This window comes from Geodermatophilus sp. SYSU D00697, from assembly GCF_054050175.1.
Map to the genome: position 1 here is coordinate 209,261 of NZ_JBJGYV010000002.1, position 21,746 is coordinate 231,006.

Consider the following 21,746-nt stretch of genomic DNA (forward strand, 5'->3'; position numbering starts at 1 on the left):
CTAGGCGACGCGGACGAAGTCGCGCCCGTCCCAGTGCCAGCGCACGGTGAGCGGGACCGACGGGCCGGTGGCGCGGGAGTCCTCCGGCGCGTAGGCGCGCATCCCGGCGACGACGTCGCCGTCCTGCACCGACAACCCGGCCGGGTCGTAGAGCGGCGCCAGGATCGTCGCCTCCCGCAGCGTGCGCGGGCTGGGCAGGGAGCCGAGCAGCCGGCCGGAGGCGTCGAGCACCTGCACCTCCTCGAGGATCCCGTTGGACGGCTGCGGCGAGCACTGCAGCAGGACGACGGTGTCGGGCCCGCCGTCCCCGTCGACGTCACCCCGGGCCTCGGCGACGAACCGGACGTCGTAGTGGTCGTAGTACGGGGGCCGGCTCGGGTCGGCGGGCACCCGGGCGGCACCGTCCACGAGCTCGGCCGGGAAACCGTCGGGGACGATCTCGTCGCAGGTCACTCGGTAGGTGGCGTTGCGCGGGTCGGGCGCGGTCGCCGGGCTCGGCGCGGCCGCGCTGCCGTCCGCGGCGGTGCACCCGGCCAGCAGGCAGGCCGCCAGGCAGGCCAGCGCCGTCCGCCACCGTCGCTCCTCGGGGCACGACAGGGACATCGGCGATCACCTCGGCCGCGGTGGGCGGGGCTCCCCAGCGTCCCACTCCGCGGCCGTCGTCTGCGCGTCTCGACGAGCGGTCCCCCGACGGATCTGACTCCTGCCAGCACATGCAGATCGCATGTGGCGTTCTCCGCGTGAGCAAGATGCTGCAGGTCCGTCACGTACCGGACGACGTCCACGCGGAGCTGACCCGGCGAGCGGCGGCGGCCGGGCTGTCGCTCTCCGAGTACGTGCTGCGGGAGCTCGAACGCGTGGCTGCCCGCCCGACCGTCGAGGAGGTCCTCGCCCGTTCCGCCTCCCGACGGCTGGACCTGTCGGTGTCGGAACTGGTGGCGACGATCCACGCCGACCGCCCGGACCGGTGATCGTCCCCGATGCGTCGGCCGTCGTGGCGGCTCTCCTGGTGAGCGGGCCGACCGCAGACGCCGCCCGGGACGCGCTGCGGTCCGAGGAGGCCCACGCTCCCCACCTGCTCGACGTGGAGGCGACGTCGGCCATCCGCCGGTGGGTCCGCTCCGGCCGGCTGACGATCGATGCCGCACGGTCCTCCCTCCGCGACCTGCGCGACCTGGCGGTCGCACGCCACGCACACGACCCGCTCCTCGACCGCGCACTGGACCTCCGGGACACGGTCAGCGCCCACGACGCCGTCTACGTCGCGCTGGCCGAACTGCTCGGCGCGTCCCTGCTGACGGCCGACACCCGACTGGCCCGCGCGACCGGCGTCCGCTGCCCGGTCGTGGCCATCTCGTGAACGTGCCGCTCTGGCCCCGCCCGGCAGGCACGGGCCCGGTGGTGGCGCTGGGCAAGCTGGTGGCCGACCAGGTGCTGGAGCTGTCCGAGCCGCTGGTCGTCGGCGGGCAGCAGCGGGTCGTGCGGACGACGACGGCGGGCGGCGCGCCGGCCAACGTGACCGCGAACCTGGCCCGGCTGGGCGTGCCCGCGCGGCTGGTGGGCTGGGCGGGTGCCGACCCGGTCGCCGACGGGTTGCTGGCCGCGCTGGACGGGCGCGGGGTCGGGACGGCGGTGGTGCGCCGCGGCCGGACGCCGCTGACCACCGTGCTGGCGCACCCGGACGGCGAACGCACGCTGCTCGCCGACCGCGGGGAGGGCGGGCTCGAGCCGGCCGACGTACCGCTCATCTGGCCGGCCGATGCCGCCGTCGTCCACCTGGACGGCTACGACCTGCTGCGCTTCCCGGACGCGCAGCGAGCCGCGGCGTCGCTGGCGCACGAGGCAGGCGTGCCGGTCAGCGTCGACGTGGCGGCGGCCGCGCGGGTACGGCGGTTCGGGACCGACCGGTACGTCGAGCTGCTCGCCGGACTGCGGGCGGAGGTCCTGTTCAGCAACGCGGACGAGGCCTCGGTGCTGGGGCTGGACGGCGACCTGCCGGGGTGGGCGCCGGAGCTGGTGCTGGTGCACGCGGGTGCCCGGCCGACGCGCGTGGTCACCCGGGCCGGCGTCGACGAGGTGGCGGTCGAGCCCGTGCCGGAGCTGCGGGACACCACCGGCTGCGGGGACGCCTTCGCCGCCGGTGTCCTGGCCGGCTGGCGGGACGGGGCGGACGTGGTCGACGCCGTCCGCAGGGGCACGCGGCGGCTGGGGTCGTCGCCGGGGTGGTGGGCGCGCAGCCGCCGTCCTGACCTCGGGTCAGCGAGGCACGACCCGGAGCCGGTCGGCGATCTCCTCGACGTCGGCGGAGCCGGCGGCCACGTCCATGACCAGCTGGAAGGCGGCGTCGTCGGTCAGGTCCGGTGCGGAGCCGTTGAGGTCCAGGAACACGACGGTGGCCAGCCAGCCGAGCCGCTTGTTGCCGTCGACCAGCGAGTGGTTCCGCGCGAGTGAGTGCAGCAGCGCGGCGGCCTTCAACGGCAGCGTCGGGTAGGCCTCCTGCCCGTAGACGTGGGTCCCGGGTCGCGCAGCGGCGGAGTCGAGCAGGCCCACGTCGCGGACAGGACCGGTACGCAGGGCCCGGACGAGGCCGAGGAGGTCGTCGAGATCGAGGTGCTCGACCTCGCTCACACCGTGCCCAGCCGGTGGAGCACGTCGCCCCACTTCTCCATCAGCCGGGCCGAGCTCTCCTGGACCCGCGCGGCGTGACCGCTGCGCTCGTACCGCTCGAGGACGGCGCGCCGGATGACCTCCTGCCGCGACGTTCCTTCTGCGGCGGCGAGCGCCGTGAGTGCCTTCTCGAGCTCGTCGTCGGTCCGCAGCGTCAGCGCCATGGCGTCGATGGTATCATGCTGATACCGCACGGCGTCCCGGTCACGTCGCCAGCAGGCGGTGGACCTGCTGGATCGCGATCGACCCCTCGCCGACGGCCGAGGCCACGCGCTTGACCGACCCGTGCCGGACGTCCCCGGCCGCGAGGACCCCCGGGATGCTGGTCTCCAGCGGAACCGGCGGGCGCCCGAACGCCCGCAGCGCCTCGGCACTGAGGTCCGTCCCGGTCAGGATGAAGCCGGCGTCGTCGCGCTCGATGGTCGGGGGCAGCCACTCGGTGTGCGGGCGGGCCCCGATCATCAGGAAGAGGGCGAAGGCGTCGACCGTCTCCCGCGCCCCGGTCGCGCGGTCGCGCAGCACCAGGTGCTCCAGCCGGCCGTCGCCTCCGCCGTCGACGACCTCGGTCGCCGTCCGGACCTCGATGTTCGGGGTCTCCTCGACCTGGCGGACCAGGTAGTGCGACATCCCGGCGGCGAGCGACTCGGCGCGCACCACGAGCGTCACGCGCTTGGCGTAGTGGGCCAGGTGGACGGCGGCCTGCCCGGCGGAGTTCGCGCCCCCGACGATGTAGACCTCCTCCCCCGCCACCAGCGACGCCTCCGAGGCGGCGGCGCCGTAGTAGACGCCGGCACCGCGCAGCTGCTCCAGCGGCTCGACGCCGAGGCGGACGTAGCTGGCGCCGGTCGCCAGGACGACGGCGCCGGCCACCAGGACCCCGCCCGTGTTCAGGGACACGACGATGCCGTCGTCCTCCCGCGCCAGGTGCGTCACCTGCTGCATGAACGCGAAGCGGGCCCCGAAGACCCACGCCTGCTCGTAGGCCCGGCGGGCCAGGTCCGCGCCGCTGACCCCGCGGGGGAAACCGAGGTAGTTGCGGATCGACGAGCTCGCCGTGGCCTGCCCGCCGAGCGCGCCCGAGTCGATGACGATGGTGCGCAGCCCCTCGGAGGCGCCGTAGACCCCGGCGGACAGCCCGGCCGGCCCGCAGCCGACGATCACCAGGTCGTACTGGTCCCGATCCGGGTCGACCGCCGTTCCCGCGGATCTCGCGATGTCCACGTCACTGGGGTCCTCCACGACCTTCCCGGTCGGCATGACCATGAGCGGGAACCGCCGCGGGACCGCATCTGCGAGGAGCGTGCGCCCCTCCTCGGAGCCGGCCAGGCAGAACCGGTGCGGCATCGCGCACCGTTCGAGCTTCTCGCGCAGCTCGTACGCCCGGCCGGACCAGGTCTCGCCGACCACGTCGATCGTGTACGGCGCGCGGCGCTGCGCCTCGGCCCACCGGAGCAGGAAGGTGGAGACCGCCTGGTGGAACAGCTCGTCGGGTGGCGGTGCCGGTCGCATCAGGTACTGGTCGATGCGGCCGCGGGCGATGGCCTCGAAGACGGCGTCGCCGGTGGCCGGGTCCCCCACGTGGACCCACGGGAGGAGCAGGGCCCGCTGGGCGTGCGGGAACAGGTTGGGCACGCTCGCCAGCAGCTCGGTGCCCGGCGCGCCGGCGAGCTCCTCGGCGGCGAGCACCAGGGCGACCTCCGAACCGTCTGCCGCGAGCTCCTCCAGCGTGTGGCGGGCGTCGTCCGCCGAGCTCAGGCAGCAGACGCGGTAGTCGGAGGCGTAGCGGTTGCGCAGCTCGCGCTCGACGTCGGCGAGCAGGCCGGGGTCGTCGTCGACGGCGACGAGCAGGGGCGCGCTCGTGCCGGCCGGCGCGGTGGGGTTGCCGGGCACGCCGCGAACCGTAGGAGCGGGCGCATCCGGTCGCCAGGTGCCTAGGACCCTGTGCGCTGCAGTGCGTCCTGCGGTTCGGGGTGGCGCTGCCCGGCGGCGACGGCGTCCACGACCGGCGCGACCGTGACGTTGAACGGCGCGGAGACGGCGGTGAGGGAGTGCAGGTCACTCGGCTCGTCGGCCTCGATCACGGCGTGACCGCCGAGGTCGCCGAGCCGCACCACGGCCTCCCGTAGCCGGAGGCTCGCCGGCAGCTCGCGGGTGAGGACGTCGAGGATGCGCTCGTGCGCGGCTGCGTACTCCTCGACCGACCCCGTCGGCCGGTCCTGCCACGTGACGACGTACCGCATGCCGCTCTCCCCCTCGGACGTTCCGGACGAGGAGGTTCTCCGACCGCGCCGCGGCGGCGCAAGGCGTGCGACGGCGCTTCGGCAGCCGTTCAGCCGGTCGACACCTCGGATGACCCGACGGAGTGACGACGGCGGTCTGTGAGTCGACATGGCTCAGCGACGGGGGCGGAGCCGCGCGGACACGGCTCAGCGGTTCGGGGTGAGGAACGCGCACCGTGGACCCGGCGCGTCGACCAGCCTGCGATCGAGGGTCCACAGCGGCGCGTCCAGCTCCTCGGCGAGCGCGACGAACGCGGCGTCGTAGGCGGTGACCGTGGGGTGCAGCTCCCAGACGCGGTCGCCGAGCGGTTCGAACGGGAAGACCGTCACGGGCAGGTCCACGAGGTCGCGGTGGGCCAGTGCCGCCGCGTCCCGCCCGAGGCGCTGGGCGAGGACCGCGCGCCGGAGCACGTCGGACACCTCGACGTACAGGTGAGCGGGCGCGGCCAGGACGTTGCCACGCAGCCCTGCTCGCGCCCACGCGCCGTCCGAGCCGTCGTCCAGGAGCGCGGCGACCACCGCGGAGGAGTCGACGACGATGGTCACGCGCGGTCGGAGTCGCGCAGCTCGAGGATCTCCGCCGCCGGCAGCCGGGTGCCGGTGGCGCGCACGCGGTGCTCCACCCGGTCCCACAGGAGATCAGGGCTCGGTCGCCTGGCCAGCTCGGTCAACTGGGCGCGCACGTACTCCTGCAGCGACTGACCCGCGCGGGCGGCGCGGGCGGCCAGCTCGTCGCGCGTCTCGTCAGGGACGTCGCGGATGGTCATCGACACCGGCATGCATGCAGAATAGCAGCAGGAGCAGCAATCTGATGCTCCCATCGCCCATCCAGGCCGAGTCCGCCCTGCCCGCCGGTCGGCGTGCCCGGGGATCCCCGCTGCGATCGGCTGGGTCCTGCGCGCCATGGCTGCGTCCGTCCCCGAGATGCCCCTGCCGAGGTCGTCTGCTGGTGCGTGAGGTGGAGGGCGTAGACGACGCCCGGACCGCTGCCACCAGCGCGCAGGCGCTGGAGCTGGCCCGCGGGGCCACCGGTCGCGCAGCTGGCCGCCGTCGGGGTCTGACGAGCCAGGACCTGCAGCGGTCAGCCGCCGCCTCGGAAGCGCGAGACTGAGCGGGTGGTCGGTGCGGTCGAGCGGGGCCGTGAGTCCTTCGGACGGCGGGCATGGGCAGAGGCGTGGTCGCAGTTGTCGGCCGCGGAGTCCGAGGCACCGCTCGAGCTGGAGGACCTGGAGCGGCTCGCCGTCGCCGCGTTCCTGATCGGCAGGGACGAGGACAGCGTCGACGTCTGGGCGCGAGCCCACCACCTCTGCCTCCGGCTCGGCGACGTCGCCCGTGCCGGCCGTTGCGCGTTCTGGTCGGCCTTCATCCTGCTGAACAAGGGAGAACTGGCCCGCGGCGGCGGGTGGGTCCACCGGGCGCAGCGGCTGCTGGACGAGAGCGCCGGGGACTGCGTGGAACGGGGGTACCTCCGCTGGGCCACCGCTCTCCGCTCGGCCTTCGAGGGAGATCCGGCCGGCGCCGCAGTCGGGTTCGCCGAGGCCGCTGACGTCGGTGACCGGTTCCACGATCCCCAGCTCGGAGCGCTCGCCCGGGTCGGTCGAGGCCGCTGCCTCATCCTCCTGGGACAGGTCGCCGAGGGCATGGCACTGCTCGACGACGCCATGGTGGCGGTGACGGCGCAGGAGGTCTCGCCGCCGGCGGTCGGCGACCTGTACTGCACGGTGATCGAGGGGTGCCAGCAGGTCTTCGACGTGCGCCGAGCCCGGGAGTGGACTGCGGCGCTCAGCCGCTGGTGCGAGGCGCAGCCGCAGCTCGTGCTGTACCGCGGCCAGTGCCTGGTGCACCGTGCCGAGCTCATGCTGCTGCACGGGGCGTGGCCGGACGCCGGCATCGAGGTGCAGCGGGCCTTCGACCGGCTCGTCCGACCCACCGGTCAGCCGGTCCTGGGCGCCGCGTGCTACGTGCGGGCCGAGCTCCACCGGCTCCGGGGTGAGCTCGCCGAAGCGGAGGAGGCGTACCGGCAGGCCCATCGATGGGGACGGCAGCCGGAACCCGGTCTGGCCCAGCTGCGGCTGGCTCAGGGCCGCGTGGCCGAAGCCGTCGCCGCCGTGCGCACCGCCCTGGACGAGGCCGAGGACCCGGTCTCGCGGTCGAGGCTGCTGGGCCCGTACGTCGAGATCGTGCTCGCCGGTGGCGACGTGGCCGCCGCGCAGGCAGCGGTCGACGAGCTGTCGGCGCTCGCGTCCGCGTGGGGGACGCCCTGGCTTCGCGCCCTGACCCTGCACGCGACCGGCGCGGTCCGCCTGGCCGAGGGGGTCCCGCGCGCCGCCGTGACGGCGCTCCGCCGCGCGGTGACGGCGTGGTATGAGCTGGAGGCGCCGTACGAGGCGGCGCGTGCACGAGTGCTGATGGGCGTGGCCTGCCGCTCGTCAGGGGACGAGGCCGGCGCGCAGATGGAGCTGGACGCGGCACGGTCGGTGTTCCGGGGCCTCGGGGCGGGACCCGACCTGGCCTCGGTGGCAGCACTGTCGCCGCAGGCGACGCAGCGTGCGCCGGGCGGGCTGACTGCTCGGGAGGTGCAGGTGCTGACGTTGCTCGCGACGGGCAGGACGAACCGGGCCATCGCGACCGAGCTGTTCATCAGCGAGAAGACGGTCGCCACCCACGTGGGCAGCATCTTCACGAAGCTCGGGTTGTCGTCCCGTTCGGCTGCCACGGCCTATGCCTACGAGCACGACCTGGTGCACCCACTCGCTCGGTAGGACCACTGACCCCCGCGGACCTCGATCTCGGTGATCTGCCCGATGCGGCGACGGCTTGCGTCGTCCTAGCTTCGCCATCAGCCGACGCCGAGACACCACAGCTCGCCGGCACGCACGACATCGAGGACGCAGCCATGCCCACCGACCACGGAACAGCGACGGCCACCGACCACGACGTGGCACCACCGGAGGCCTGGGACGCGATCGCAGCGGGGTACGACGTGTTCGTCGCACCCGGCGAGAAGTCGATCGCGCAGGCAGCTCTCGACCTCGCCGGCCTGCGACCGGGCGACCGGTTCCTGGACGTCGCGGCAGGGCCGGGCGGCCTGAGTCTGCCCGCCGCGCGCCTCGGCGCCGAGGTCGTGGCCACGGACTGGTCCCCGGCCATGATCGAACGGTTCCGGGCACGGGTCCGGCAGGAGGGGCTCACCAACGCCCAGGGTCGCGTGATGGACGCCCACGCGCTCGACCTCGAGGACGGCGTCTTCGACGTCACCGGATCCCAGTTCGGCGTCATGCTCGTGCCCGACCAGGCGCTGGCCCTGCAGGAGATGGTCCGCGTGACGCGCCCAGGAGGACGGGTCCTGCTGATCGCGTACGGGGCACCGGCGGAGTTCCAGGCCCTGCAGGTCTTCCTCGCCGCGCTGCAGGCCGTGGACCCCGGCATCGAGGGACTGCCTGACGATCCCCCGCCCCTGGAGTTCCAGGTGGCCGACCCCGACGTGCTCCACCGGCGGCTGACCGACGCCGGCCTGAGGGACGTCACCGTGGACACCGCCCACGAGGAACGACTCGAGATCGGTTCGGGACAGCAGTTGTGGAACTGGATGCTGGGCAGCAACCCGATCGCCGGGACGATCGTCGGTGACCTCACGTCGGAGCAGCAGGCCGACGTGCGGCGGGTCCTCGACGACGTGCTCCGTCGGCGCTCGCAGGGCACGGGCCCAGCCGTGCTCACCGCTCCGCTGAACATCGGCATCGGGACCGCGTGAGGACCGGCGACTCGACGCCGCCGGAGGTTCCGCGGCACGCCCCCGGGTGCGCCTCGAGGGGTCGAGCGCCGGACCTCGTCCGTCGCCGCATCAGCCTCCGAACACGGCCCGCTCCCCGCGGCGGAACGGAGGGACCAACACGGCGAGGACGAGGCGCAGCGCCATGACCGCCACGGCCTCGCCCGATGCGGGCTCCCCTACCGCCGCCCGGTTGCTCGGGCTCTGGGTGCCACAGCACTCAGAGCCCGAGCAACCGCGACCACCGCCTGTCTCCCTCGGTCACCCTCGACGTCGACGACCACCAGTCGCCCGGCGCACGGCCCGCCCATCCCGTGCAACGTGCACGGGGAGACGGGTACGGAGCGGGGGTGGACGCGCGGACGCTGCTCCTGGGCGACTGGACGCCGATCATCCGAGACGGCATCGACGTCCTCCGGCTGGTCATCCTGGGTGGAGCGGTCGTGTACGCGGCCAGTGGAGAGTGGGGGTCGGCTGCCCTGCTGGCCGCGCTCGGCGGCATCACGCTCATCGCGCGGCTGGTCAACCTGCCGCGGCTCTACGACCTGTCGCTGACCCTCGGCATGGCACTGCAGGGGTTCGGCGAGACGCTCGGCCTGTACGACGAGTTCGTCCGCTTCGACGACCTGGTGCACTTCACGCTGCCCATGCTCACCGCGCCGGTCATCTACATCGCCCTCGCCCGGGTGGAGGTCGTGCCGGACCCGCGTGACGAGACGCACCTGCAGCACTACATCGGGATCGGCGTGGTGACCGCGGCGCTGGGCATCGCGGTCGGGGCGCTGTGGGAGCTGTTCGAGTGGCGGTCGGACGTCTGGTTCGGGACGGACCTGTCGGAGGACAACGACGACACCAACGGCGACCTCTTGCGCGACACGCTCGGCTCGCTCGTCGGCGCCGGGTTGCTGGTCGTGTGGGCGCGGTTCGGCTGGGGGTCGGTGCGGCGCATCCCCGGGGTCAACACCCACGAGGAGGTCAGCGCCTGATGAGTTCGGCAGCAAGGGGCGAAAGGGGTGGGAAAGCCGTCCGGGTCGCTGCGCGTCCCGGGCCTGGGGTCGGAGGACCGAGCGTTGCATCGCTCGCCGCACCCCTGCTTCCCGGCGGTTGAGGCACAACGACGCGCCGGCTAGCACAAAGGTCTGGACCCGAGAGAGCGGCCGCCGACACCATCGAGGCGTGGACGAGCACGGAGTCAGGGAGTGGTTCGGGGCCTACCTGAGCGACTTCATCGCGCTGGGGCGGGGAGACACCGACGACGTTCAGCGGCTGCTCCTCCACTACGGCGTTCCGTTCCTCATCAGCACTGACGCGGGAACGACGGCGCTGACCGACGAGGCCGAGGTTCTCGCGATGGCACGTCAGCAGGTGGACGGCATGCGGGCGGCCGGGTATGACCGGACCGAGGAGCTCGACGCGACGACGGTCGTACTCAACGACAGCTGCGCCGGTCACCGGGCCAGGTTCGTGCGCCTACGCGCGGACGGTAGCGAGATCTCTCGGCTTGAGGTGACCTACCTGATCACCGACCGGCCAGAGGGACGCCGGATCTCCGCGCTCGTCGTCCACTCCGTTCCCTGACTGTGCTCGTGAGAACCGGACGCCGATCTGCGCGCACGGCACGGCGTGCGCGCAGAGCCGGGAGGCGCTGACGACTTCCCCACCCGGATCACCCCTTGCTGCCGAACTCAGCGCCTGACGAGGCCGGATCAGCCTTCCTGCGTCCGTGTCGTCCGGCCGCGCGCGCCCGGCCGCCATCCGGGATGCCTCGGCAGTACCGTGCTCGCCCGCCTGCCATCGAGGAGACGACGATGGACGACCGGCCAGCGGCCTCCTCTACGCCGCGCATCCTCAGGGCCGCGGACGGCGTGGTCATGGGCGACCCCGCCGGGGTCCGTGACCGGTTCATGATCGACGGCGAGGATTCCGACGGCCGGTTCGCCCTCGTCCAGCACCTGTTCGCGCCCCGGGCACTGGCCGCCCCGCTGCACCGTCACCACCGGGAGGACGAGTACACCTTCGTGCTGTCGGGGCGCATCGGCGCGATCCTCGGGGAGGACGAAGTGGTCGCCGGGCCCGGTGATCTGGTCTTCAAGCCGCGGAACCAGTGGCACACCTCCTGGAACGCAGGTGAGGAGCCGGCCGCGGTGCTCGAGCTCATCTCCCCCGCGGGGCTCGAGCAGTTCTTCCGCTGGCTCGGCGGCCTGGCCGAACCCCCGACGCCGGAGCAGCTCGCCGAGATGGCCGCCCCCTACCAGTGCGATGCCGATCCCGACGGGACGCAGCGGATCATCGAGCGCCACGGCCTGACGTCCTGACCCGTGCGGGAACACTCCCTGCCGAGTTCGTCGCGTCGTGCCGAGGACCCGTCGGGACCACAGCCGTCCCCATGCCTGCCGGCGGCCGGCGTCGGCGCGACCGGGGTGACGGTCAGGGATCTCGATGCCGCGGACCCTGGTCTCGCGGGAGCGACCCCGATGCGGTCACCTGGTCGGCGCAGTTCCTGAACCCCTTGTCCGCCCAGGACCACGGGTCCACGCTCACCGACGAGGCAGCAGTCGCGTTCCTACGGAGCCTGGCGCCAAGGAGCAGTCATGACCCGTGCCGCTCCGTCCCCGAGGGGTGCCGAGCACCGGGGGACCCTCGCCCGACGTCACCCCCTCACCGCCTTCCTGCTGCTCGCGTTCGCCATCGCAGTGCCGGGACTGGTCATCCCGCTCCTGGTCGGCATCCCGCAGGCGCCCTTCCTCCTGCTGCTGGTCTTCGTCGCCCTGTTCGGCGGTGCGCTCCTGGTCACCTGGCTGGCCGACGGCCCGGCCGGCGTGAGGAAGCTGCTGTCCCGGGTGGTGCAGTGGCGGTTCGGTGCCTGGCGCTGGGCGATCGTCCTCTTCGGGGTGCCGGTCCTGACCGTGGCGCTGGCTGCCGTCTCCGGGACGCTGACCAGTCCCGAGCGCGGCTGGGCCGCCGAGATCGGCTGGTACCTGTTCAACACGCTGGTCTTCGGCGCGCTCAGCCTCAACCTGTGGGAGGAGACCGCCTGGGCCGGCTTCGTCCAGTCCCGGTGGATGGCCCGGCACGGCCTGATGACCGCCTCCCTGCTCACCGCGGTCTTCTTCGCGGCCATCCACCTGCCGCTCCAGTTCGCAGGGAACCCGAGCGCGTTCCGGCTGCTCGCCAGCATCGGGTTCCTGTTCCTGACCGCGCTCGTCGCCCGGTACCTGGTCGGCATGCACCTGCTGGACACCGGCGGCAGCATCCTCGCGGTCGGCGTCCAGCACGCCTCCTGGAACGCCGCCCAGAAGATCGAGGCGGTGCAGGGCGGCGACTGGTCGTGGCAGATGGTGACCGCTCTCGCGCTGCTCACCGCCCTGCTGGCCGCCGGCCGCCGGATCCACCGGCCGCAGGACCGCCCGATCGGACGGGAAGCCGAGAGGGCGGCCGCGGCACAGTGGGTCGCACCACCGGCTCCCCCGAGCCCGGCCCCGACCCACCCTGAGCCGACGAGAGGCAGGAGTTGACCCCGCAGACCGGTGCGCGGAGTACCGCCAGGGGGCGGCCGGCATCGGGGGGATCACCGCGTCGAGGGTGGCCCGCCGCGGCACGTGCACCCCTACCCTCGGTGCCCGCCGCACCCGTCCACCTCCCACGCCGAGGGCTCGGGTGACACGGCCGAGGAGGTGGTCGGCATGGCGCGGACGCGTCCCGGCACAACGGTCGCCCGGCCGACGCAGCCGGGCAGCACCGCCCCGGTGGTGGGTGACCACACCGAGGAGGAGGTCACCGGCTACGTCCGGTCCCCGAGCGACGTCCTCCGCACCGTCGTCTTCGCCGTCGTCGGCCTGGTGCTCGTCGCCCTCGCCCGGTGGTCGCGCGACGCGGTCACGTCGCTGGACGACGACCTCGCCGGGCGGTTGTCCTTCCTGACGCCGGCCGCCGAGCGGGTCCTGGTCGGGACGGCCGGCCTGCTCCTGCTGGCGGCGGTCACCGCGGCGTGGGTCGCCCCGCTCGTGACCCGCCACCACCGGTTGTTCGGTCACCTCCTCGTCGGCGGCGTGCTCGCCGTGGCGCTCCTGCGTGGCGCCGAGTGGGCGGTCGACCGGGAGGACGCGCGACGAGGTGCGGTCGACGGCACGCTGACCGTGGACGGCCTGGCGGTGGTCGCGGCCTCGTTCGTCGTCCTCGCGCCGTTCGTGTCCCGCCGGTGGCGGCGGGCCGGGGCGGTGCTGCTGGCGGTGGTCACGCTGCTGCGGCTGCTGGTGCCGGTCACGTTCCCCGCCGCGCTGGTGCTCGCGCTACTCCTCGGGCCGCTCGCGGGCTCCGGGACGCTCCTGCTGCTCGGCCGGCCCAGCACCCGGCCGACAGCGGGTGCGGTCGCCGCCGCGCTGACCGGCGGTGGCCTCCCGGTGGCGCACCTGCAGCCGGCCTCGGTCGACGCCCGCGGCTCGGTCCCCTACGTGGCCACCCTGCGGGACGGCAGCTCCGTCTTCGCCAAGGTGATGGGCGCGGACAACCGGGCCGCCGACCTGCTGTTCCGGGCGTGGCGGTTCGTCCGGCTCAAGAACGTCGGGGACGAGCGCCCGTTCTCCTCGCTGCGCCGGACCGTCGAGCACGAGGCGCTGGTGTCGCTGCTCACCCGGGACGCCGGCGTGCGGACGCCGCGGCTGCGGACGATCGCGCCGGTGGGGCGTGACTCCTTCCTGCTGTCCCACGACCTCATCGACGGCACGACCCTCGACCGGCTGCCGGACGACGCCGTGACGACGGCGGTCCTGCACGGGATCTGGCAGCAGGTGGCCGTGCTGCGGCGCCACTCCGTCGCCCACCGCGACCTGCGCCGCGCCAACGTCCTCCTCGACGAGGAGGGTCGTCCGTGGCTCATCGACTGGGGCTTCAGCGAGGTGGCCGCCGCTCCGCCGCTCCTCGACGCGGACGTCGCCCAGCTCCTCGTCGCGCTGGCGCTGCAGGTCGGGGTCGAGCCCACCGTCGACGCCGCGATCGCCGAGCTGGGGCCCGAGGCGGTGGCCGCGGCGCTGCCCCGGCTGCAGCCCAACTCGTTCAGCGGCGCCACGCGGGACGCCCTCCACTCCCGCAAGCAGCTCGTGGGACAGCTGCGGGCGACCGTGGCGCAGCGGTGCGGGGTCCCGGAGCCGCGGCTGGCCGACCTGGAACGCGTCCACCCCAAGACGGTCCTCACCGTCGTCCTGCTGGTCGTCGCCACCTACCTGCTCGCGCCCCAGTTCGGCGACGTGCCCGGCATGATCGCCCGCGTCCGCGAGGCCGACTGGGCCTGGGCACCGGCCATCCTGGCGACGTCCGCGCTGACCTACGCAGGCGCCGCCCTGAGCCTGGCCGGCGCCGTCCCCGGCCGGCTGCGCGCCCTGCCCACGTTCGTCGCGCAGCTCGCCTCCTCGTTCGCGTCCAAGCTGGCACCGGCCGGCCTCGGCGGCATGGCCCTGCAGGTGCGCTACCTGCAGCGGAGCGGCGTCGACCCGGCGGTGGCCACCTCGGCGGTCGGCCTGGACTACGTGGCCGGATCCGTCGTCCACGTCTTCCTGATGGTGGTGTTCGCCGTCTGGGCCGGCACCTCGGCCTTCGGCTCACTCCGGCTGCCGGACCCGCAGGTCTTCCTCTGGGGCGTCCTGGCCGTGCTCGCCCTGGCTGCGGTGATGCTGGCCTGGTCGGCCGTCCGACGGCGGCTGGGAACCCGGTTGGTCCCGGTGGTGCGCCGCTCGGTCGACGGGCTCGGCTCCGCGCTGCGGAAGCCGGGGAAGGTCGCGCTGCTGCTGGGCGGCTCGGCCGTCATCACCCTCGGCTACATGCTCTGCCTCTACTTGTCCACGCGCGCCTTCGGCGGGGACGTCGGCCTGGCCACCGTGGGCGCCGTCTACCTCGTCGGCGCTGCGGTGGGGGCCGCAGCCCCGACGCCCGGCGGCCTCGGTGCCGTGGAGGTCGCGCTGATCGCCGGGCTGGTGGCCGCCGGGATGGATCACACGATCGCCGTCCCGGCGGTCTTCCTGTACCGGATCGCGACCTTCTGGCTGCCGATCCTGCCCGGCTGGGCCGCATTCATCTGGCTCCGCCGGTCGGAGTTCGTCTAGGGCGAGGCGGACGCCATAGGGGTCTAGTGCCTCCGATGCGTCATCTCGTGCCGGCACGCGTGTCGCGGGACGGGAGAGGGGCCCCGGCGGATCGCACGGGGCCCCTCTGGTCCATCAGCGTGCGGCGCCTACTTCCGCGCGGTGACGGACTTGACGCACTGACCCTGGTTCCTGAAACCGGGGTCGAGGTCCTTATAGCCGCCGTCCTTGCAGTCGTCGGCCGTCAGAGGCACGACGTAGGACTCACCGGTCCGCTGGTCCACGACGGTCATGCCGTGGTTGGCCTGGCTGAGGGCAGCGAGGTCCGTGTAGAGGGCCGGGTCCGTGGTGGGGAACACGACGAAGGTCCACTCACTCCGCGCGGTCAGGTCGCCCGGGCGGTTGCCGACGAAGGTGAAGTCGGCGTTGTCGATCAGGAAGTCGCCCTTGGTGTCGTACAGCGTGTTGTCGCTGATCGTGCCGCCGCTCCGGGGGTTCAGGTAGGCACCCGAGCGCATCGAGTGGATCGTGTTGCCGGTCGCGGAGAAGCCTGTGATCGAGCCCTGCGTGACGAAGCCCCGGTTGCTCACCCACTTGTCCATCGGCGTCGTCTGTTCCGGACCGTAGATGGTGTTGCCGTCGAGCGTGACGTCGTTGGCGCCGATCTGCACGAACTCGCGGGCGTACGGCTTGTCGCTCGTGATCGTGAGGTCGGAGAGCGTGGCGCCGGCGCCGTTGATGAGGAACGTGATGGCGGTCGCGGTCTGGGTGACCGTGGCGCCGTCCAGACCGGTGACGGTGACGTCCTTGTTGATGGTGGTCGTGCCGCTGACGGTGAGGTGGCCGCTCACGGTGATGTGGTCGCCGGCCTCGGCCGCGTTCACCGCCGCCTGGATCGTGGTGTGGTCGCAGCCGGTGGCGCAGACCGTCGTCGGCTCGGCAGCCCCGGCCGGGGACACCACGCCACCGAGGGCCACGACCCCCGCGGTCAGGCCGGCGGTCAGTAGTGCTGCACGTGCGCGCTTGGTCGTCATCTGAGTCCCTGTGTCGAGTGATCGAGTCCGGTGCTCGCGGCCTGCCTGCTGCGGCGGCGAGGACGCCCAGGCCCGGAGGGGGTGACCGGCGTCGGTCGAGCCCGGTCCCCTCGGATGGCGCGGACGCTACCGAGGGTTGCTGCGCCATCACGGACGGCTCGCGGAGGCGGCGCTCGCTGCAGCCACAGCCGTCCCGCCAGTGACCAGGAATGGTCGTCGCTGACCGGCTCAGCAGCCCCAGGTGCCGGGTCGGCGTGCACGCTCGTGGATGACCTCGACGACCGAGCTCGGGGAGCACCTCGGGACGCGTGCTCAACCAGCGCCGGATACGCCGGCGGTTGACCACCGCCACGTCCTCAGCCGGTCTCTTCACGACCAGGTCGGCTGCGTCGACCGGAACGACCACCCCCGTGACCTCGACCGGGAAGCCACACGCCTCGGTCAGCAGCCGGCCCGCTCGCTCGGCCTCGTGGCGACTGTTGCGGATGTAGGGATGGCGCACGCCGGACACCAGGAGCACGTCGCCGGCCGTCCAGATGCGGGCACCTGGGTGCTTCTTCGCGTTGAGGGTGAAGACACCGGCGGGTCCGATGACGAGGTGGTCGATGTCCGAGCCTCGCTCGCCGACCGGCACCGCGTGCAGGCAGCGCCAGCGCGGGTCTCGGCGCATCAGCCTGTCGAGCTGGGCTCCGACGGCCACCTCACCCTCGGCGCCGAGTCTCCACGCGCGCTCGTCGGTGTGGACGCCCACGAAGCAGGCCAGCACCGAGCGGACGGGAGCGGCAGCTCGGGCAGCCTCGGCCCGTGCTCTCGCGGCATCCCCGGCACGCCGGCTCGCCAGGTCCTGGGCTGCCGGGTCGCTGTCGAGCACGTCGTCACCCTGCGGTGTCGGCGCTCCGCGGGGCAGCGGCGGGCGGAGACTGCGCCCCCGGTCGGGGCACTGCGGCGCCGGGCCGGGTGACGCTGGGGTGCGACGGTGACCCTGCGCTCAGGCCCGGGGCGTCAGCCGCCGAGGTGACGCTTCCGGAAGTCCTGACTCCAGCGCGACAGCTCAGCATGTCGGTGAAGATGCGGGCCTGACGCAGCTGACCCCCCTCACGGTGCACCACCTCGTCGGCCCGTGTCCTGGCGTACTCGGCGGCTTCCTGGCTGAGGAAGCTGGACCGCCAGTGGTCGGGCCGCAGGTGGTTGCCGAGGGGCCGGCCGCGCCGGTCGGTTCCGGCCCGCAACCGGAGCACGTGCTGCCGGTGGTCGGACCGTCGGCGTCGCTCACGTCGGGTCACCCGGTCGTCCGAGGCCACGAAGGTGATGTCCGGAGCGCTCACTCGGCCCTCCCCCGCTGGAAGAGGGCGTACTCGAGGCGGTCTGGGGTGACGAGGCTCCCGGCGGTCGCGTCGGACAGCTGTGCCGACCAGCAGACCAGGAGGTCGCAGTAGGCGGCGTAGTCGCCGGAGGACCAGGCGTAGCGGCCGGTGAGGGACGCCCATCCGCAGTGCCGGCGCAGACTCCGTGCCACCATCGAATCGAGGATCAGACAACGGTGGGAGGAACTACCCCCGCCCGCGAAGTACAGGAACTTCGTGAAGAAGGGCGGCCCGAGGTACGGCACGGCGTTCCAGTGAGGGCGCAACTCCAGGTAAGCCGTCTCGGGATCGGTTCGTCCGAGCTCCGCGGCCTTGCGCAGTCTCTCGCTCCGAGCGTCGAGCGACGTGGTGACGGCGCTGATGCGGGCGCGGTTGTTCCTGTGTCGCCGACCGGTCCCCCACGCAAGGGTCGCCCACAGCAGGCGCCTCGCGTCCTCCGCGGAATCGGTGGCCTGCTTCCCGAGCTCGAACAGCTGCGCACGGGTGAGTTGGTCGTGGGGCGCCTCGAAGCACTCATCGGCCAGTCCGCGGCTCTCGAGCGCTCCTCCCCACCACTGGGGTGGCACGTCGACGGTCTGGTCCAGCACGGTGCTGGCGGGCGTCGTCCGGACCGCCTCGGCCAGCCAGTCGGGCAGAGGCAGGGCGCACGGTTCCTTCACTCGGACTCCTCAACTCGGGCGAGTCGTGTCACGGGCTGAGCCGCCGGGCGACGGCCTCGCCGCCGACCCGGCGGATCTGCTCCAGGTCGCCGCAGACGACGAGCAGGTCGCGCGCCCGGGACAGCCCGACGTACAACATCTCCCGGGCACGCGCCTCGTCGCGGAAGCCGTTGACCGCCAGGACGACGGCCGGCCGCTCGAGCCCCTTGAACCCGAGCACGTGCCCGTAGAAGAGGTCGTCGTCCTCCCAGTAGGTGGCCCAGTAGGCGTCCTGGCCGCCGGACTGCCGCTCCACCTGGACCGGGTGCCGCCGGTGGGTGGTCAGCAGCGCGACCGCCTCCGGGGGCCAGTCCTCCTCCTCGAGCAGCGCGCTGGCCACGCCGTCGGCCACGTCGACCGCGTCCTCCGGAGAGCACTGGACGAAGCGCACCGGCACGCCGGGCAGACCACGGATCCGCATCTGCTCGGGCGCCAGGCTGGAGAAGGTGCCGGCGATCTGCTTGGTGTTGCGCAGGTTCTCGGTGAGCGGGATCGGCACGAGGTCGACCGAGGGCCGGCCCTGCCGCGCGAACACCCGCTGCCCCTCGTCGGCGAAGACGTAGAGCGAGCCCGCGTCCGGGTCGCGCAGGGCCGCGAGCACGGCGTCCCACCAGCTGTCGGCGAAGTCCTGGCCCTCGTCGATGACGATCGCGTCGAAGCGCTGCTCCGGCGGGAGGTCGGCGGCCAGCGACACCATGCGCGCCGGCAGGAACTCCTCCCAGTACCCGCTGTCGTCGTCCGAGCCGGGCGGGACGCCCCAGCCGATGCCGAGGTTGTGGAAGGTGCCGACGTAGTCCGGCCGCTGCCGCTTCGGCAGGCCCTCGACCCGGCGCTTGAGGAACTCCGCCAGGCCCCGCGAGTAGCACATGAGCGCCACCCGCTTGCCCTCGGCGGCGAGCCGGCGGGCCTTCTCGACGGCGAGCCAGGTCTTGCCGGAGCCGGCGCCACCCCGGATCTCGACCCGCGAGAACGCGGCCAGCATGTCCAGGACCCTGGCCTGGTCCCGGGTGAGCAGCTCGCATGCGGCCTCGCGCTCGGCGAGCCAGGCCACCAGGTGCTGCTGCGGGATCGCCGTGCCGGCGAGGCAGTCGACGAGGTCCGCGACGTCCTCGGCGGTGGGGGGATCCGGCTCGTCGCGCACCTGCTCCAGCGCCGCGCGGACGCGTGCGACACGTCCGTCTTGTCGATGGCCATCCACCGGGCGAGCCCCGGCGCGCGGAAGGCGGCCGGCAGCGTGGTGGCCGGCAGGGCGACGAGGTGCGCCAGGCGCGGGCGGCCGGCGGTCCAGCGGGGGTGCTCGGCGAGGTAGTCGCACAGCAGGTACTTGCAGGCGGTGGCCTGGTCGACCGGGTGGATCTCGCGGTCGACGCCGTCGCCGACCTGGCGCCACTCCCCGCCCTGCAGCGACACGCTGCCGCCCTTGACCTCGACGACGGCGACGCCCACACCGGGCCAGGCGACGATCAGGTCGGCCTCGCGGTCCTCCGTCCGGTCGCTGAAGCGCACGTTGCAGAAGAGGACGGCGTCGTCGGGCAGCTGCTCCTGCAGCGTCCGGACGAACAGCTCCTCGGACGCCGAGGCGAACTGCGGCTCGTCGGGGAAGACGCGCGCCGTCACGGGCGCGTCTCCGCGTCAACGGTCACGACGACTCCTCTGTGCTCACAGCCGCGCTGTACGGCGGTCCCTCCGGTACGGCGTCCGACGGACGATGACACGGGGCCGGCCGGAACCCCGGCGTTTCGGACGGATGGCGTCCGCATCCATCCCACCCGCCCCAGGGCCACCGGTACCGCCCGTCCTGGGCCTCCGGCGCCCGGACGAGGCCGTCGAGCCGCACGCTCGCGGCGGAGCTGCGGTCGACAGAGCGCCCGAGGGGCCTGTCAGCGTCGCCGTCCGCGTGGTCAGCGGGTGGCGACCGCGCCACCGCCGTTGGGGACCAGCTCGACCCACGTGCTCCCGGGCGCCAGCGCCACCGGGTCGCCGTCCGCTCCGGTCAGGCTCACCCGGTCACCGATCCCGGGCTTGGACCAGGTGGCCTCGACCGTGTGCCCGCCGGAGGCGACGAGGGCTCGGCCGGTGCCGGTCAGGATGGTCTCCGGGACGGGGTTGCCCGCCGGGTCCCGGGCCTGGGTCGCGACGACGTCGACGCGCAGCACGACGACGTTGGTGGCACCGATCCGCCGACCGTCCGCCTCGACGGCCAGGGTGCTCCCCTCGCTACGCAGCCAGCGGCCGTCCGCCGCGCTCCACTCCCACCGGGGGGAGCTGACCCCGGACAGCGTGAGATCCAGACTCGTCGCCGGCTGCCCCGCGGCGACGGCGGTGGGAAGGCCGTCCGCGGCGTGGTCGAGCTGGACGCCGGGTGCGGCGCGGTGGGCGGCGTCAGCCTGGTCGACGAGGGTCTGCGGCACCGCGTAGACGTTGTGCGGCGCCGCGCGGGTCGAGGTCCGGGAGAAGCCGTCGGCGCCCGTGTCCTGGCTGAGCACCTGCAGTCCCGCGTCCTGAGCCGCGGTGACGTAGGTCTGCACGCCCCCGGAGAACGCGAGCAGTCCGCCGAGCGGTGCGGCGATCGCGGCGTCCATCGGCCGGATCGAGCGCACCGGGCCGACCTCGGGCGGCAGGGCGGAGTGGTAGACGGCGACGAACCGGGTGATCCCGCCCTCGACCACCTGCTCCCACACCACGTCAGCGGCGTCCAGCCCGGTCTGCGGCCGGGCGTCGACAGAGTTCTCGATCTTCACCGCGAGCGCCGGCCGGTCGGCGACCGCGTCGGCCGGGACGCCGGTCAGCGGCCAGGTGGGCGCGGACGGCGGCGAGAGGGCGGAGACGACCGAGTCGAGGAACGGCACCGCGGACAGGTGCTGCCGCAGCGTCGGCCAGGCGACGACGCCGGCCGCCACCAGCACGACGAGCAGGGCGGCTCGGAGGCCCCGTCTGGGTTTCCTGCGGGGGCACCCCTTCACCGGCTTCCGCTTCGCCGGCGTGCGCTTCGGGGGGCGCGCGCTGCTCGTGGTGCGGGCGCCCCTCGTCGTGCGGACACCCCTCGTCGACCCGGAGCGCGGCCGGGCCGCGGTGGACCTGGGCACGGCGGGACTCCTGGGTCAGCGGGGTGGTGCCTCCTCTGTATCGGCACGCTCGCCCCTGTCTGGCACGTGGCCACGGCGGGACGGCGCGGCCATCACCCCAGGACCCTCGCGTCGCCGAACACCGACGCGCAGCGCCGGCAGGTCGCCGACGCACCGACGAACCACTCGGGCGCATGGGCACGGCGGCAGGAGCGGCACCAGCGGAACGAGCGGCGCCGCCGCGCGGCGATGGCCTCAGCCGCCTCAGCGACGACCTCCGGAGTCCAGAGCAGGTCGTCGCGGCTGAACTCGCGCCGATCGGCCGGCTGCAACTCCGTCCGCTCACCCCAGCGGGTCAGCGGACGGGCCAGCACGAACCACGGCCCCTCGACGCCGACAGCCACCTGCGCCGGCTCGCCGCTGACGAACCACTGCACCAGGTCCTCGCCGGTGCCCTCCCGCCGCCACCCGGTGCCGAGTGCACGGACGACGTCGACGTACCCGACGCCCAGCAGATCGGCCAGCGCCTGCTCGTCGGTGGTCGGGTCGCCCTCGTGCCCCCACTCGAGCCCGCACGACCGGCACGTGAAGGCAGGCTCCTCCTCGGGCAGCATGCAGCCGCCGAGCGCGACCACACCGCGCTCGGCGAGCCGCATGTCCTCGACCGCGGGCAGGCCCCACCGCAGCGGGACCGAGTCCTCCCGCCCGCACTGCGGGCAGCCACGCCCCACCTGGACGCCGACCGGCTCCGCCATGCCACTCCCCGTGTCATTGACCGTCCCCGCGACGGCCG

At 73.7% G+C, this 21,746-nt stretch carries 22 protein-coding genes and 3 pseudogenes; 10 read left to right on the forward strand and 15 right to left on the reverse strand.

What is annotated here, in order from left to right; translation table 11 throughout:
* Entirely contained in the window at positions 1-603 is a 603-nt protein-coding gene (locus tag ACI79C_RS02955; RefSeq protein WP_456944115.1) for a hypothetical protein, read from the reverse strand.
* A gap of 146 nt (positions 604-749) precedes the next feature.
* Here ACI79C_RS02955 and ACI79C_RS02960 point away from each other — a divergent pair, with 146 nt between their 5' ends.
* The 3 genes from ACI79C_RS02960 to ACI79C_RS02970 all read left to right on the forward strand — a co-directional run bounded on the left by ACI79C_RS02960 (position 750) and on the right by ACI79C_RS02970 (position 2,451).
* Positions 750-971: a FitA-like ribbon-helix-helix domain-containing protein gene (locus ACI79C_RS02960; protein ID WP_456944240.1), complete on the forward strand. Its 222-nt coding sequence runs from the start codon at positions 750-752 to the stop codon at positions 969-971.
* Entirely contained in the window at positions 968-1,360 is a 393-nt protein-coding gene (locus ACI79C_RS02965; RefSeq protein WP_456944116.1) for a type II toxin-antitoxin system VapC family toxin, read from the forward strand. Before ACI79C_RS02960 ends, ACI79C_RS02965 begins: the two co-directional genes overlap by 4 nt.
* Before the next feature lie 119 nt (positions 1,361-1,479).
* A complete protein-coding gene (locus ACI79C_RS02970; protein WP_456944241.1) occupies positions 1,480-2,451 on the forward strand; it encodes a carbohydrate kinase family protein in 972 nt (323 codons plus the stop codon).
* On the opposite strand, the pseudogene ACI79C_RS02975 reads toward ACI79C_RS02970, so the two are convergent.
* The 6 genes and pseudogenes from ACI79C_RS02975 to ACI79C_RS03000 form a co-directional block, all read right to left on the reverse strand.
* Positions 2,440-2,661: pseudogene (locus ACI79C_RS02975) on the reverse strand (hypothetical protein); the annotation flags it as partial. The gene ACI79C_RS02970 and the pseudogene ACI79C_RS02975 overlap by 12 nt on opposite strands.
* Positions 2,625-2,831 (reverse strand): ribbon-helix-helix protein, CopG family, encoded by a 207-nt coding sequence (locus ACI79C_RS02980; protein WP_456944117.1) that lies wholly within the window; start codon positions 2,829-2,831, stop codon positions 2,625-2,627. The gene ACI79C_RS02980 and the pseudogene ACI79C_RS02975, both read right to left, overlap by 37 nt.
* A gap of 40 nt (positions 2,832-2,871) precedes the next feature.
* A complete protein-coding gene (locus tag ACI79C_RS02985) occupies positions 2,872-4,557 on the reverse strand; it encodes an FAD-dependent oxidoreductase (RefSeq protein WP_456944118.1) in 1,686 nt (561 codons plus the stop codon).
* A 41-nt stretch (positions 4,558-4,598) separates the two neighbouring features.
* Positions 4,599-4,907, reverse strand: a complete 309-nt coding sequence (locus ACI79C_RS02990) for a DUF3303 domain-containing protein (protein WP_456944119.1) — start codon at positions 4,905-4,907, stop codon at positions 4,599-4,601.
* A 186-nt stretch (positions 4,908-5,093) separates the two neighbouring features.
* Positions 5,094-5,492, reverse strand: a complete 399-nt coding sequence (locus ACI79C_RS02995; protein WP_456944120.1) for a type II toxin-antitoxin system VapC family toxin — start codon at positions 5,490-5,492, stop codon at positions 5,094-5,096.
* Positions 5,489-5,725 (reverse strand): FitA-like ribbon-helix-helix domain-containing protein, encoded by a 237-nt coding sequence (locus tag ACI79C_RS03000; RefSeq protein WP_456944121.1) that lies wholly within the window; start codon positions 5,723-5,725, stop codon positions 5,489-5,491. The genes ACI79C_RS02995 and ACI79C_RS03000 overlap by 4 nt, the downstream gene beginning before the upstream one ends.
* A 336-nt stretch (positions 5,726-6,061) precedes the next feature.
* Here ACI79C_RS03000 and ACI79C_RS03005 point away from each other — a divergent pair, with 336 nt between their 5' ends.
* The 7 genes from ACI79C_RS03005 (at position 6,062) to ACI79C_RS03035 (ending at position 14,813) form a co-directional block, all read left to right on the forward strand.
* A complete protein-coding gene (locus ACI79C_RS03005; RefSeq protein WP_456944122.1) occupies positions 6,062-7,708 on the forward strand; it encodes a LuxR C-terminal-related transcriptional regulator in 1,647 nt (548 codons plus the stop codon).
* 134 nt (positions 7,709-7,842) lie between these two features.
* Complete coding sequence (locus ACI79C_RS03010) at positions 7,843-8,700, forward strand: class I SAM-dependent methyltransferase (protein WP_456944123.1); 858 nt, start codon at positions 7,843-7,845, stop codon at positions 8,698-8,700.
* A gap of 368 nt (positions 8,701-9,068) precedes the next feature.
* Positions 9,069-9,704 carry a hypothetical protein gene (locus ACI79C_RS03015; protein ID WP_456944124.1) on the forward strand — a complete coding sequence of 212 codons (636 nt, stop codon included), beginning with the start codon at positions 9,069-9,071 and terminating at the stop codon, positions 9,702-9,704.
* A 190-nt stretch (positions 9,705-9,894) separates the two neighbouring features.
* Positions 9,895-10,296, forward strand: coding sequence for a DUF6841 family protein (locus tag ACI79C_RS03020; RefSeq protein ID WP_456944125.1), 402 nt, complete (start codon positions 9,895-9,897; stop codon positions 10,294-10,296).
* A gap of 230 nt (positions 10,297-10,526) precedes the next feature.
* On the forward strand, positions 10,527-11,033 hold the full coding sequence (locus ACI79C_RS03025; RefSeq protein ID WP_456944126.1) for a cupin domain-containing protein: 507 nt from the start codon (positions 10,527-10,529) through the stop codon (positions 11,031-11,033).
* A 276-nt stretch (positions 11,034-11,309) separates the two neighbouring features.
* Complete coding sequence (locus ACI79C_RS03030) at positions 11,310-12,233, forward strand: CPBP family glutamic-type intramembrane protease (RefSeq protein WP_456944127.1); 924 nt, start codon at positions 11,310-11,312, stop codon at positions 12,231-12,233.
* A gap of 168 nt (positions 12,234-12,401) precedes the next feature.
* Positions 12,402-14,813: a flippase-like domain-containing protein gene (locus ACI79C_RS03035; protein ID WP_456944128.1), complete on the forward strand. Its 2,412-nt coding sequence runs from the start codon at positions 12,402-12,404 to the stop codon at positions 14,811-14,813.
* Between the two features lie 128 nt (positions 14,814-14,941).
* Here ACI79C_RS03035 and ACI79C_RS03040 read toward each other — a convergent pair whose 3' ends face one another.
* The 8 genes and pseudogenes from ACI79C_RS03040 to ACI79C_RS03075 form a co-directional block, all read right to left on the reverse strand.
* Positions 14,942-15,826, reverse strand: a complete 885-nt coding sequence (locus ACI79C_RS03040; RefSeq protein WP_456944129.1) for a right-handed parallel beta-helix repeat-containing protein — start codon at positions 15,824-15,826, stop codon at positions 14,942-14,944.
* A 409-nt stretch (positions 15,827-16,235) separates the two neighbouring features.
* Positions 16,236-16,697, reverse strand: a pseudogene (locus ACI79C_RS03045) (nuclease-related domain-containing protein); the annotation flags it as partial.
* Positions 16,698-16,701: 4 nt separating this feature from the next.
* Positions 16,702-17,151 (reverse strand): hypothetical protein, encoded by a 450-nt coding sequence (locus tag ACI79C_RS03050; protein WP_456944130.1) that lies wholly within the window; start codon positions 17,149-17,151, stop codon positions 16,702-16,704.
* Complete coding sequence (locus tag ACI79C_RS03055) at positions 17,148-17,849, reverse strand: 8-oxoguanine DNA glycosylase OGG fold protein (RefSeq protein WP_456944131.1); 702 nt, start codon at positions 17,847-17,849, stop codon at positions 17,148-17,150. Before ACI79C_RS03055 ends, ACI79C_RS03050 begins: the two co-directional genes overlap by 4 nt.
* A 28-nt stretch (positions 17,850-17,877) precedes the next feature.
* Positions 17,878-19,029, reverse strand: coding sequence for an ATP-binding domain-containing protein (locus tag ACI79C_RS03060; RefSeq protein ID WP_456944132.1), 1,152 nt, complete (start codon positions 19,027-19,029; stop codon positions 17,878-17,880).
* 206 nt (positions 19,030-19,235) lie between these two features.
* A pseudogene (locus ACI79C_RS03065) lies at positions 19,236-19,505 on the reverse strand (nuclease-related domain-containing protein); the annotation flags it as partial.
* A 284-nt stretch (positions 19,506-19,789) separates the two neighbouring features.
* Complete coding sequence (locus ACI79C_RS03070) at positions 19,790-20,794, reverse strand: DUF3048 domain-containing protein (RefSeq protein ID WP_456944133.1); 1,005 nt, start codon at positions 20,792-20,794, stop codon at positions 19,790-19,792.
* A gap of 272 nt (positions 20,795-21,066) precedes the next feature.
* Positions 21,067-21,708 carry a hypothetical protein gene (locus tag ACI79C_RS03075; RefSeq protein ID WP_456944134.1) on the reverse strand — a complete coding sequence of 214 codons (642 nt, stop codon included), beginning with the start codon at positions 21,706-21,708 and terminating at the stop codon, positions 21,067-21,069.
* Positions 21,709-21,746 lie beyond the last annotated feature (38 nt).